Genomic DNA, 12,543 nt, shown 5'->3' with positions numbered 1-12,543 from the left:
GTTGGAAAGCGCGCATAGTCGGGGACAAGTCGCCAAAAGCAGGCTGGAAAGTGGCTTGCGGATTCGGAGCCAGCGCGCTCTTAAGGCATGATTAACCAGTCTTTTTTGATTCGCATCGGGTAGATTCAGTACCAAATGGGCCGGACCGCGACGATATTTGTAGCAATATGCATGGCGATCATCGCGCTGTCATCGGCAGCCGTGATGGTGTTCCAGTTCGGCCGTCCTTTCGGCGAAGCTGTATCGTTGTCCCTTGCCCTGATGTGCACCATGATATTGGTCCATCTCCTGATCGGCAGGTCCCGGGACAGAAGCGCAGTGAGCGACGCCGTCGAGCGTCTGGAAGAGCGCATGACGGATCTGGACGAGGATGTCGGCAATCTCGAAGGCCGCCTGACTGGCATGGAGCACAGCATGCCGCGCCGGACACGGGCCGAAATCGATCCACTGTTCGCCGAAGTTGAAGTTCTGGGCACGCTGGTCAAGCAAATGGCCGAAGCGATGTCTGATCTGGAAACCAAGGTTGAGGACCAGCAGGCCATCGCGCCGCCACCGCCGGTACAAAGCCTGCCGCAATATCCGCAAGCGCCGCAACCGGCACCTGGCTATGTTCCCGCGAACGGTCAAAATCAGCACTATCAGGAGCCCTATCCGCAAGCGCCGGCACCAGCCGTGCCGCCACACCAGCCATTTGCGCCCCCGCCGCCGCCGCAACCTGGACCTTATAACAATGGTGCCGCCCCGACGCATCGGGACATGTCGGAGCTGGACCGCCGCTATGGTGTGCACGTCCAGCGGGATGGTCAGCCGCCGATGCCGTCGGCCGGCCTTCCTCAGTCCGCAGAGGAATTCGCTGAGTTGCCGGCAGATCCGCATGCCGCCCAAGTGGAAACGCCGGGGCCGGATTCCGCGATGAACGAGCTGATCACGTCAGCTCTCAATGCCAACCGGGTTGAACTCTACCTTCAACCGATCGTCAGCCTGCCGCAGCGCCAGGTCAAGCACTACGAAGCGTTCACACGGCTGCGCAACGCCAATGGCGATTCCATCGAGGCCCGGTCCTTCCTGCCGGAGGCTGTCCGGTCCGGTCAAATCGCGCGCATCGACAATTTGCTGCTGTTCCGCTCGGTCCAGGTCATTCGCAGGCTGATGTCACGGAACAAGAACGCCATCCTGTTCTGCAACATTTCCTCCCAATCGCTGTCGGATGAGACCTTCTTCCCGGGCTTCCTGGAGTTTGTCCGGTCCAACAAGGAGTTTTCCGGCGCGCTGGTGTTTGAGTTCTCCCAAGCCGATATTGCCGGCATGAGCACCGTCGAGTTTGACAGGCTGTCTGCGCTTTATGACGCCGGTTTCCGTTTCTCCGTCGATCAGATCGACGATATGAAGATGGACTTCAACAGTCTTGCAGGCCATGGCTTCAAGTATGGCAAGCTGAACGCGGACTACCTGATCGGCCGCCGGGAAACCAATCACGGGCACATTCATCCGGCTGATTTCGGCGATCTTCTGCATCGCTATGGAATGGAACTGATCACCGACCACGTGGAAACGGAATCCCAGGTGCTGGAACTGCTCGATTTCGATGTCAAGCTGGCGCAGGGCAACTTGTTCTCACCACCAAGGCCGGTTCGAGCCGAAGTGCTTCAGGGGACACCAGCTCCTCGCAAAAAAGCGGCGGGCTAGGCCCGCCGCTTTTTTTGTTCCACCCAAAGATCGTCAGTCTGTCGCCTGACCGTTGGGACCAACCTGAATGATGGTGGGTTCAACCCCGGCAAAAAGACGCTGGGCCACTCGGTTGACATCTTCTAGTGTCACGGCCTCGATCTCGCTGTTGCGCCGGTCGAAGTAATCCATGCCGAGGTCTGCATTTTGCAGGGCCACCAACTGGCTGGCAATCTTGCCTGAGCTGTCGAACCGCAGGGGATAGGACCCAGTTATGTAGCGTTTGGCGCTCTCAAGTTCGGCTTGTGTCGGACCTTGTTCGGCCATCCGTTTGAGCTGTGCGCGGATAACTTCGACTGTTTCGTCAGACCGCTCCGCTTTTGTTGCGGCTGAGCCGATCAGAAGTCCCGTATGTTTATACGGTGAAAGCGAGGTGCCGGCGCCATAAGACAGACCGCGCTTTTCCCGGACTTCTTGATACATCCAAGAAGTGAAAGATCCGCCACCAAGAATATGGTTCATCACGTAAGCGGCCTGATAATCTGGATCGTCCCGCTTGAGGCCAGGTAAAGAGACCAGCACCGTGGTTTGTGGCACCTCGAGAAACGCGTGAACATCATCGCCTGTTTCCGGTGTCAGATCAGAGATCGACTGTAGGTCAGCGTTGTCCGGCAGTCCCCCAAACACCTGATCCAGCAACGGCTTTAAGGTTTCTGCATCAATGGCCCCAACCACGCCGACTTTCAGTCCGCTTTTCGCAATCAGCTTTGATTTCTGAGCTCCCAGATCTTCAGAGCTCAGCGTTTCAAGCGTTTCTTCAGTTCCCAAGGTTGGGCGGGCATAAGGATGGTCTCCAAAAACCGCCTCAGCGAGTGTGCGCCCTGCAATTGCATCTGGACTGGTTTCATTGCGCCGGGCCTGGGTGATAAGGCTGGTTTTCATGCGTTCGACTGGGGCAGCATCAAAACGGGGGGCATTCAAAGCTGTCGCAAGCATTTCTGCCGCTTCGGGCAAGGTCCGGGTCAGAGTTCTCAAGTTGCCATAAAACCGGTCTTTTCCGGTGCTGAAACCTACGCTGATCGCAAGTTCTTCAAGCCGTGCCTGATAGTCTTCGGAACTTAAGTCACCGGAGCCCTCATCAAGGGTGGCTGCCAGAAGGCGTGTAAGCCCGGCTTTGCCCACAGGGTCCTGCGAGGAACCACCATCAAAGGAGAAATTCAGAGCCACCAGCGGAACGGTGTGATCTTCCACCAGCCAAGCTTCGATGCCTTCAGAACTAACCACTTTCTGGATTTCGACGGCCCAAGATGTGCGGCTACCGAGCAGCAGGATAAAGGCAAGGAGAGCGGATGCGGCCAGTGTCTTGGAAGGAGTGCGCAGAAAATTCATGATCAAGACTCCTTGCCGGAGTTATCCGGGCCGCTTGCTTCGGTGTCAGGCTGCGGGATCCTCAATTCCCCGGTCACAGGAACACCCGATAAGTAGGTTCGGGCAGCTTCCAGAACATCGTCTTTTGTTACGGCTTGGACCTGACTGGGCCAGGTTTGTACATTTTCAACCGCCAGGCCGGTGGTGAGTGCCGAGCCAAACAGACGGGCAAGGCCGGACTGGCTGTCTTGCGCATAAATTGAGCTTGCTATCATGCTGTGTTTGGCGCGTTCCACCTCTTCGTCGGTGACACCCGTTTCCAAGAGCTTGTGCAGTTCTTCTGCTGCCAACGCTTCAACTTCTTCCAAGGTATGGCCAGGCCGCGGCGAGACATAGACATAAAACCGGCCGTGGTTTAGCGCACCACCCTGATAATAGGCGCCCGAGCTAATGGCGGTTTCCGTCTCAAGAACCAGTTTTTTATGCAAGCGGCTCGTCGGTCCCTCTCCGAGGATATAGGCGAGGATATCCAGGGCTTCGGGTGTTCTGCCTTCACCGGTTGTTTGGCTGGGGACGATCCAGGTGTGCGAAACAGATTCCTGCCGGACCCGCGGATCAGTAACCGCAATTCGGCGTTCACCTGACAGCGGCGGTTCTGCAGGACGCACACGGTTACCAGGTTCGGCCCGCCGGGAGACTTTCCCATAAGTGGCCTTCGCCAACTCTTTCACATTGTCTGGGTCAACGTCGCCAGCAACGATCAGAACCGCATTGTTGGGGGTGTAGAAACGATCATAAAATGCGATCGCAGCCTCTGCATTTAATGCCTCAATCTCGCTTTCCCAACCGATTACGGGAGAGCCATAGGGGTGATTAACGAAGGTGATCGCGTTCATTGCTTCCCGGAGCCGCGACCTGGGCTGGCTGTCGACCCGGTCCCGTCGTTCTTCCAACACAACATCCCGTTCCGGCGCAACGACCTCATCGCTCAGAACAAGGTTTTCCATCCGGTCTGCTTCAAGCTCCATCATTAGGGGCAAGTGTTCTTTGGCAACCCGCTGGAAGTAGGCGGTATAATCCAGGCTCGTGAAGGCGTTTTCCTGTCCGCCACGGTCTGCGACCATCTTGGAGAAGGCACCATCCGGATTGTTTGTCGTTCCCTTGAACATCAGGTGTTCAAGGAAATGCGCGACTCCGGACTGACCGTCCGGTTCATCGGCGGAACCGACTTTGTACCAGAGCATATGAGTGACGACGGGTGCGCGGCGATCCGGGATGACCACCACTTCCAGTCCGTTGTCGAGAACGAAACGTTCCAAATTGGGCGCAATGACGATGTCCTCCTGCGCCGTTTCAGCCGCGAATGCGTGCCCGGTGATTGGAACCGTAGCCGACGCGGCGAGAATGGTTGTTGTCAACAAACCCGCGCAAAGCACCCGGGGTGCGATCCAGCAGCGGCATGTCGATTGAAATAATCGATGCAATTCAGTCACAAGGGGCTCCTGTTTCCTGCCCATATAAAAAAGCCTCCGGCCTTCAGACCCATATAGGGCTAAGAAGTCCGGAGGCTGCATTAAATATTTGTTATTTTCGCCTGAACGCCAGCCAGGCCGATGTCATCAACAGTACTTCGCGTTTCCTTCCAAGCAACGTGGATCCAAGCGGTTGGATTCATGGTCACGTTGGAGCGGTGCGTATGTTTTTTTGACCTCAATATTCGCAGATGGCATCGGGGCATCCGCCGACGGCGTGCTGTATGCTGCAGGTGGCTCTATAAGATAGTTTCTTTTCAGAGCGAATTCTGCGCTTTTTGATCCGTCTTTCTGCTGCTTCAGCTCATCGAAGCGTTTTGAACCTGTTTTCATCTCTTCTACTGAGATGCGGTTGGTCGAACCATCTGGACGCTGAACATCCAGTTTGCCGGGCTTAAATTCCTTCTTCTCTGATCCAACAATCTCGAAGCCTGCCATCTGTTCAGGTGTCAACCGCTTAAGGTCGCCATTATAGTCATATGACTCTTTATAACGATCGCGTAACGCATTCAGTTCTTCGTTGTTTCGCTCTTGTGGCCAGTTCGCAGCATTGGTCCCAGCAACTTGTGTTTCCGGCTCCGGCAAGTTGCTGCCTTCAGCTGGCATTGCTAGAGGGGCACGAGGCTTGTAGTCGATCTCTTTCTTATTAGGATCGACTGCCCCAAGACCAGCCATGATGTTGTTCACAAGGGCGGTGTCTGGGGCAACGGTCGTCCCATCCGCCGCTTGACAGGCTGCTAGAGCTGTCACCGCAGCCAAAACAAAACCCTTGGAGATGAAATCGCCCAGCGTCCACACCACAGCATATCCTCATAATGACCCGGGATTATCGACCGGGGTCATGCTCATCACGATCGTATTTGGTCTTTTAAGCGCTAATTTGCGGCTGAATTAGGACCATTTGTGAAACTGTCATACAGGAGACCCGCCATGCCTGCAACGATCCACACATCGGCGAGGTTAAAGACGTACCAGGAAAAGCTGCCAACGTGGAAATAGACGAAATCGACAACCGCGCCATAGACGACACGGTCGATGCCATTTCCGATGGCGCCGCCGATAATCAGAGCCAGCGCAAGGGCAGGGAGTTTCGACGGTACTCTGGTGGACCAGATCCACAAGGCGATCGTTGCTGCGATCGTAAATAGAGCAAGCAGCCAGCGGCCAAAATCACTGTCCTGTTGAAATAACCCGTAGGAAATTCCCCGGTTCCAGATCAGGATCAGGTCCAGGATAGGCAGAAGTTTGATTGGCCCATTCGTTGCCACGTCGGCACCGTGGACAATCCAGACTTTTGTTACTTGGTCAAGGATGAGGCAAATGGCGGCTATAGCAAACACAAACCCGCTGAAACGCCCCCAGATATAGGGGCGTTTTAGTGGTTCACTGGGCTGGTTGCCGTCGGTTGTCATATACGCATGCTGCTCTGGCAATTATGCGGCCGCGTGGGCCGCATCCCACTCGCGCAAGGCGCCTGCATCCCGAACCGTCACGTCCGGATAGTCGGCGTCAGAACCAACTTCCGGAAGGATTTTCCAGGAGCGGGCGCATTTTTGGCCTTCTGCCATGGCTGGCACCACGGCAACACCTTTGGTGTCGTCCAAAGCAAAAGCGTTCTCGGGCGCTGCGTCAGCCGACAGGGTCAACTGGCTGGTGATCGCAATGTCGGCCATATCCTGGCCTTCCAGTGCGGTCATCAGATCCGGATTGGTCACATGAACGACCGGATGCGCTTCCAAAGAAGACCCGATCCGCTTTTCGCGGCGTTCGATCTCCAATGCGCCGGTGATTACGCGGCGGACCGTCTTGATCTTCGCCCATTTGGCCGCCAACGCGTCGTCTTTCCAGTCGGACGGAACCGCCGGGAACTGCTCAAGATGAACGGACGTGTCTTCGCCGTAGCGGGAGACCCAAGTCTCGTCCATCGTGAAGGGCAGCATTGGAGCCATCCAGGTCACCAGGCAGTTGAACAGCTTGTCGATGACATAAAGCGAAGCCTTGCGGCGCACAGAAGACGCCGGATCGCAGTAAAGCGCATCCTTACGGATGTCGAAGTAGAACGCCGACAGCTCCACCGTCATGAAGGTGAACAGCTGATGGAAGATCTTCTTGTAGTCGTACTCCCAATACGCTTCGCGCACCATTTCATCGAGTTCTGCGAGCCGGTGCAGCATCAGGCGTTCCAGCTCCGGCATGTCTTCAACGGCGACCTCTTCGCCCGTTGCATGGGCAAGAGAACCGAGCATCCAGCGCAGTGTGTTGCGCAGTTTGCGGTAGCTGTCGACACTGGTCTTGATGATCTCCGGGCCGATCCGCTGATCTTCGGAATAATCACAAGAGGCCGCCCAAAGGCGCAGGATATCGGCGCCGTACTGCTTGATGATGTCCTGCGGGAACACCTGGTTGCCCAGCGACTTGGACATCTTGCGGCCGTCTTCGGCCATGGTGAAGCCGTGGGTCAGAACCGCGTCGTATGGCGCATGGCCGCGGGTGCCGCAACTTTCCAGAAGGGACGAATGGAACCAGCCGCGATGCTGATCCGATCCTTCCAGATAAAGGACATAATCCTTGCCGCCCTGCGGTTTACGCTTCGGGTTGAGGTCGGCGCGTTTTTCCATGCAGAAGGCATGGGTAGACCCTGAGTCGAACCAGACATCCAGGATGTCCATGACCATATCCCACTCGTCCGCAGCGAAATCATTGCCAAGGAACCTTTCCTTGGCGCCCTCTGCGAACCATGCATCGGCGCCTTCGGCGACAAACGCGTCGTAGATCCGCTGATTGACCGTCTCGTCTTTAAGAACTTCGGCTGTGTCCTTGTTGATGAAGACCGTGATCGGAACACCCCAGGCGCGCTGGCGGGAGAGAACCCAGTCCGGGCGGTTTTCGATCATCGAACGCAGACGGTTCTGGCCGGAGCCCGGTACAAAGCGAGTTTCGTCAATCGCGTTGAGAGCCCGGGTGCGCAGTGTGTCGCTTTCGCCGGACAGTTTCTTGTCCATATAGACGAACCATTGCGGCGTGTTGCGGAAAATGATCGGCTTTTTGGACCGCCAGGAATGCGGGTACTGGTGCTTCATGCGGCCGAGACCGATCAGAGCGCCCGCGTCCTTCAAGAACTCGATGTTGGCTTTGTTGGCTTTACCCTTTTCACCCTTGTGAGTGATCACTTGGTTGCCTTCAAGGCCCGGCGCGTCCTTGGTATAGAAGCCATCGTCGGCGACGGTAAACGGAATAGAGGTATCGATGCCGCGCTCATCCAGGTCACGGGCGTTGGCCATCCAGATCTCAAAGTCATCGGCACCATGGCCTGGGGCTGTGTGCACAAAACCGGTACCAGCATCGTCAGTGACGTGGTCCCCGTCCAGAAGCGGAACATCAAACTGATAGCCGCCGAGATCCATGTCGCGGTATGGGTGCGCTAGTGTAAGAGACCCGAGTTCTTCCGGCGACACGGCGCGAACCAGAGAGAAATCTTCTATGCGGGCGTTTTTGAACACATCCGCAGCCAAAGCGTCTGCGAGGATCAGAAGGTCACCCTTTTGCACCCAGTTGTCGTCTGGCAGACCGTCCTGGGTCACCTCATAAAGACCGTAGTTGATCCGCGTGGAGTAACAAACGGCCCGGTTGCCCGGAATGGTCCAAGGCGTCGTCGTCCAGATGACGACAGAAGCATCGAGCAGTTGTTCGGCGGCCGCTTCATCGGTGCCACCGGCTTCTACAATCGGGAACTTCACCCAGATCTGGTCGGACTGGTAGTCATGATATTCGATTTCTGCTTCCGCCAGCGCCGTTTTTTCGACGACCGACCACATCACCGGCTTGGAGCCGCGGTAGAGCTGGCCGGACATGGCGAACTTCATCAGCTCTTGGGCAATGACCGCTTCGCTCTCAAAGCGCATGGTCAGATACGGATTGTCCCAGTCACCCTCAATGCCGAGGCGCTTGAATTCTTCGCGCTGGACACCGATCCAGTGATCGGCGAATTCGCGGCATTCCTTGCGGAACTCGTTGATCGGAACTTCGTCTTTGTTTTTGCCCTTGGAGCGGTATTGTTCTTCGATCTTCCATTCGATCGGCAGACCGTGACAATCCCAGCCCGGAACGTAGTTGCTGTCATAACCGGTCATCTGCATTGACCGGGCAACGATGTCCTTGAGGGTCTTATTGAGTGCGTGACCAATGTGGATGTTGCCGTTCGCGTAGGGAGGACCGTCATGCAGGATGAACTTGTCCCGGCCTTCAGACTGATTGCGCAGGGTCTTGTAGATATCCAGCTTTTGCCAGCGAGCTAGGATTTCCGGCTCTTTTTTCGGAAGACCCGCCCGCATGGGGAACTCGGTTTTCGGCAGATTGAGAGTTTCTGAATAGTCGCGTTTTGGTGCTTCGGTCATCGCTTGGTGGATCCGGTCAGTCGGGCCAATGCCCATAATCATAGAACATGAGTACGCAGCGGCCTTTTGCCTGGCCGCAGAATAAGGAGGCTTCTCCCGGTCCCTGGCGCCGCGTGTGCGTCAGCCGAGGGCCGGGCCGGTAATTCGCTTAATTTCCGCCACCTTTATCCAGGGGCTTAAGACAACCAGTTTTTGCATGGCATGGGACATAGCAGCAGTTCGGCAAGGAATAAAGAGGGACAACAAGAAATGCCTCCGCGCTTTATTATGGCTGCTGAACCGAAACAAATTCCAAAATGTTTGGACGTTTAAGCAATTGTGCAGGGTTTCCATTGCATTTTTTCGGTGAGGCGCAGGACCGGAATACCTGCCCCGGTTTCGACCGGAAACTTGAGTGATCTCTGGCGATGGATACGTTGCGACATCTGGAAAAAATCCTGACTGCCGATCGCATTCAGGTCTTTTTGCATCTTGCCCCGCCGATCTATCTGATTGGCGTGCTCTTTTTCTATGTCGACCGTGGTCTCATTCAGGATCCGGATCACGGCTTGGTCCTGCTCGCCGATTACTTCTGCTATTGGTTGGCATCGGTCGTCGCGCTTTCCGGCGCACCGCTTGATGTCTACAACAACGATGTCTTCTTCAGCTTCGCGCCCGCATTTTTTGAGGCAGAGGGGTTTCTGCCATTTATGTATCCGCCGACATACTTGTTGGCGGTTCTCCCTTTTGGACTGTTTTCAGCCTGGGTGTCTCACATTCTGTTTTTTGTCCTGTCCCTTGCATTGTTTGCCTATGTAGGGCGCCTGATTTGGGGTTCATGGACGGGCGCGCTGATTGTCTGCGCGTTTCCAGCTGTTATCGGAGTTTTGATCCATGGGCAGAACAGCTTTCTAACCACGGCCTTGTTGGGTGGGGCGTTGGTGGCCTTGAGAGCGGAAAAACCAGTGCTGGCTGGGATCTTGATCGGCTGCTTGACCTTCAAACCGCAAATCGGCTTTCTCATTCCCTTTGTTTTACTGGCAGGGCGCTACTGGACGACTTTCGGAACTGCCGTGATCACGACCCTGGTGCTTGCTGCCCTTCCTGTTGCAGCGTTCGGGCCGGAAATCTGGCCCGCGTTCCTGGAGCAGAGCAAATTCGCTGCAACTCTTATGAATGACGAGTTGGTTGAATACTGGAAGTACCTGTCTCCTTTTGCTGCTTTTCGTATGCTGGGTGTGCCGCATGGGATTGCGATGGCTGCACAGGTTTTGGTGGGCTGCGCTTGTCTGGCTTGGACCGTTCGGATTTGGTGGAGCGATGCACCGTTTGATCTCAAAGCCGCAGCGCTGGTATCTGCAAGTGTGCTGACATCCCCCTATATGCTCACCTACGAGTATGTCTTGCTGGCTGTACCGATGCTGTTTTTGTGGCGCTTCGTAGCCGACAAAGAGCTGCTCGCTTATGACACCCTACTGTATGTTCTGGTGATGGCGTTCATCTTGTCAGCGCGGGCTACTGCCGATCATACCGGCATTCCTGTTGGCGCTCTGCCAGCTCTGATATTGCTCGCTCAAACCCACCGGTATTGGCAGCAGTGGCGCCGAGATAGTGCCGGAGAGCGATTGGCTGTCACGCCTTCTGCCGCGTCACCCGCTCCCGGTGGGTGATATAGAGCCCGCTACCGACAATCAGACTAATGCCCGCCCAAGTCAGTCCATCCGGGAAATCTGAAAACACCAGATAGCCGAACAACGTGGCGCTGACGATTTCCAGATATTGCAAAGGCGCGAGCAAGCTGGCGCTGCCGCGTTGAAAGGCGGCGACCACCAGCCCGTGGGTCGCAAAGGAAATCAGGCCGATCAGGGCCAGCAGCCCGGTTTGCCAAGTGTTTGGCCAGACAAAGGTGACGTCCCCGATGTCGAAGGATGTGCTGATCGCCATTGCAGTGGACAGAAACAGCGTCCCAGCCAGCCCGGCTGTGAGCTGTATCGTTAGAAGATCGTCTTTGACCGGATAAAGCCGGTTGAGCAGAAGGTAGAATGCAAACAGGACGGCCGTTCCGACCGGCAACAGGCTCACCAGGCCGAATTCGGCAACATTGGGCCGCAGGATGATCAGTGCACCGGCAAGTCCAACGGCAACAGCAGCGATCCGGCGCGGCCCGACCTTTTCTTTCAAGATGAGAGCGGCCAGCACCGTCAGGATCATCGGTTCGACAAAAAAGATCGAAATCGCGGTTGCGACCGACATGTATTTGATCGCGATGAAAAAACACAAGGACGCGCACGCGAGCAGGATACCGCGCAGATAATTGATGGCGGGTTGGCTCCCGCCGACCTTCGGCAGCCGCGCCAAAACCAGAGCCAAAAACAGACAGACCAGAAACTGAAAGAAAAACCGGCCGAGCGTAACTTCCAGCGGATGTAGGCTGGCCGACAGATACTTGGCGATGATGTCCATCACCGGCACGATCAGCATGGCGCAGCTCATCAGCAGCAGGGCCTGCAGCGGGTTCTGTTCGATGTGGCCGGTGCCGGCCTCAGCGGTCATGGAGCAAGGTCCAGTAGCTTCAGGTCGATTTCAGACAGTGGCTGGAGAGAGGCAAGGGCTGCCCGGGCTTCTTCGCTATCCCGATCCATCTGCGCAACCAGGGCTTCTGGGCTATCGAATTTCTCTTCGCCGCGCAGATAGGACACCACATGTACGCGCAGGCTCTTGCCGTAAAGATCTCCGTCAAAATCAAACAGGAAGACTTCAAACAAGGCTGCGCCATTGTCGAAAGTTGGGCGGCGGCCGTAGCTGGCGACACCGTCATGCCAGGTCTCACCCAGTTTCACTTTGACCGCATAGATACCCTGAAGCAGCGGACAGTCTTCCGGCATGCGCAGATTTGCGGTCGGATAACCGAGATCCCGGCCGCGTTTGTCGCCGTGTTGTACCTCGGCGTCGAAAAACCAGCGATAGCCCAAGAGGGCGTTGGCTTCGGCAATGTCGCCTGTGCCGAGATTTTCGCGGATGCGGGAGGATGAAATCACTTCAGCGCTCTCGTCTTCTTCGCGGTGTACGATGGTCACGCCGAAACCGTGCGTGGCCCCGGCTGTGCGCAAGTAGTCGGGCGTGCCTTGGCGCGCCCGGCCGAAATGAAAGTCGTAGCCGGTCACGGCATGGGAAATTTCGAGCGTATCGATGAGGATATCCTGGACGAAGGCATTGGCCTCCATCGCGGCGAACTCTTTGGTGAACGGCAGGATCAACGCACCATCCAGGCCACACACGCGCAACATGTCCGTTTTTTGAACCGCCGGTGTCAGGCGGAACACAGGCTTGCTCGGATTAAAGACCGTGCGCGGATGCGGTTCGAAGCTCATCGCAAACACCGGGTGATGGGTGCCGTGGCCCAATCCAAGGGCTGCGTCCAGAACCGCCCGGTGGCCCCGGTGCACGCCATCAAAATTGCCGATCGCAACAATCCCGCCTTTTAGAGCGCTCGGAAAAGCCTCGAGCGACTCGGCGATTTTGAACTCAGGTGATGATGTGCGGCTCATACGGCTGACCTTCGCGCAAGGTGGCATTTTAAAAGCTGGCGTTCCGGAACGGACAGA

At 56.3% G+C, this 12,543-nt stretch carries 9 protein-coding genes; 2 read left to right on the top strand and 7 right to left on the bottom strand.

Annotated features, from left to right (window positions below):
• Window positions 1-171 precede the first annotated feature (171 nt).
• Window positions 172-1,686 (top strand): EAL domain-containing protein, encoded by a 1,515-nt coding sequence (locus tag ACOOFE_RS21715; RefSeq protein WP_420411996.1) that lies wholly within the window; start codon window positions 172-174, stop codon window positions 1,684-1,686.
• Between the two features lie 33 nt (window positions 1,687-1,719).
• Here ACOOFE_RS21715 and ACOOFE_RS21710 read toward each other — a convergent pair whose 3' ends face one another.
• From ACOOFE_RS21710 to ileS, 5 genes are all read right to left on the bottom strand, one after another.
• Complete coding sequence (locus tag ACOOFE_RS21710) at window positions 1,720-3,054, bottom strand: M16 family metallopeptidase (protein ID WP_420411995.1); 1,335 nt, start codon at window positions 3,052-3,054, stop codon at window positions 1,720-1,722.
• 2 nt (window positions 3,055-3,056) lie between these two features.
• Window positions 3,057-4,451 carry a M16 family metallopeptidase gene (locus ACOOFE_RS21705; RefSeq protein WP_420411994.1) on the bottom strand — a complete coding sequence of 465 codons (1,395 nt, stop codon included), beginning with the start codon at window positions 4,449-4,451 and terminating at the stop codon, window positions 3,057-3,059.
• 201 nt (window positions 4,452-4,652) lie between these two features.
• Window positions 4,653-5,366, bottom strand: a complete 714-nt coding sequence (locus tag ACOOFE_RS21700) for a hypothetical protein (protein WP_420411993.1) — start codon at window positions 5,364-5,366, stop codon at window positions 4,653-4,655.
• A gap of 74 nt (window positions 5,367-5,440) precedes the next feature.
• Window positions 5,441-5,977, bottom strand: a complete 537-nt coding sequence (lspA, locus tag ACOOFE_RS21695; RefSeq protein WP_420411992.1) for a signal peptidase II — start codon at window positions 5,975-5,977, stop codon at window positions 5,441-5,443.
• 21 nt (window positions 5,978-5,998) lie between these two features.
• Window positions 5,999-8,959 (bottom strand): isoleucine--tRNA ligase, encoded by a 2,961-nt coding sequence (gene ileS / locus ACOOFE_RS21690; RefSeq protein ID WP_420411991.1) that lies wholly within the window; start codon window positions 8,957-8,959, stop codon window positions 5,999-6,001.
• Between the two features lie 407 nt (window positions 8,960-9,366).
• Between ileS and ACOOFE_RS21685 the strand changes: the two genes are divergently transcribed.
• A complete protein-coding gene (locus ACOOFE_RS21685) occupies window positions 9,367-10,608 on the top strand; it encodes a glycosyltransferase family 87 protein (RefSeq protein ID WP_420411990.1) in 1,242 nt (413 codons plus the stop codon).
• On the opposite strand, the gene ACOOFE_RS21680 is transcribed toward ACOOFE_RS21685, so the two are convergent.
• Both ACOOFE_RS21680 and ACOOFE_RS21675 read right to left on the bottom strand, forming a co-directional pair.
• Window positions 10,571-11,491 (bottom strand): DMT family transporter, encoded by a 921-nt coding sequence (locus ACOOFE_RS21680; RefSeq protein ID WP_420411989.1) that lies wholly within the window; start codon window positions 11,489-11,491, stop codon window positions 10,571-10,573. The genes ACOOFE_RS21685 and ACOOFE_RS21680 overlap by 38 nt on opposite strands.
• Entirely contained in the window at window positions 11,488-12,486 is a 999-nt protein-coding gene (locus ACOOFE_RS21675; protein ID WP_420411988.1) for a bifunctional riboflavin kinase/FAD synthetase, read from the bottom strand. The genes ACOOFE_RS21680 and ACOOFE_RS21675 overlap by 4 nt, the downstream gene beginning before the upstream one ends.
• Window positions 12,487-12,543 lie beyond the last annotated feature (57 nt).

The organism is Roseibium sp. (assembly GCF_965216085.1).
GTDB lineage: Bacteria > Pseudomonadota > Alphaproteobacteria > Rhizobiales > Stappiaceae > Roseibium.
This window is presented reverse-complemented; position numbering and strand designations above follow the sequence as displayed.

Bases quoted from the DNA above. Each gene is read 5' to 3' on its own strand.
- ACOOFE_RS21675 (WP_420411988.1), bottom strand. From the start codon at position 12,486: ATGAGCCGCACATCATCACCTGAGTTCAAAATCGCCGAGTCGCTCGAG.
- ACOOFE_RS21715 (WP_420411996.1), top strand. From the start codon at position 172: ATGGCGATCATCGCGCTGTCATCGGCAGCCGTGATGGTGTTCCAGTTC.
- lspA (WP_420411992.1), bottom strand. From the start codon at position 5,977: ATGACAACCGACGGCAACCAGCCCAGTGAACCACTAAAACGCCCCTAT.
- ACOOFE_RS21680 (WP_420411989.1), bottom strand. From the start codon at position 11,491: ATGACCGCTGAGGCCGGCACCGGCCACATCGAACAGAACCCGCTGCAG.
- ileS (WP_420411991.1), bottom strand. From the start codon at position 8,959: ATGACCGAAGCACCAAAACGCGACTATTCAGAAACTCTCAATCTGCCG.
- ACOOFE_RS21710 (WP_420411995.1), bottom strand. From the start codon at position 3,054: ATGAATTTTCTGCGCACTCCTTCCAAGACACTGGCCGCATCCGCTCTC.
- ACOOFE_RS21685 (WP_420411990.1), top strand. From the start codon at position 9,367: ATGGATACGTTGCGACATCTGGAAAAAATCCTGACTGCCGATCGCATT.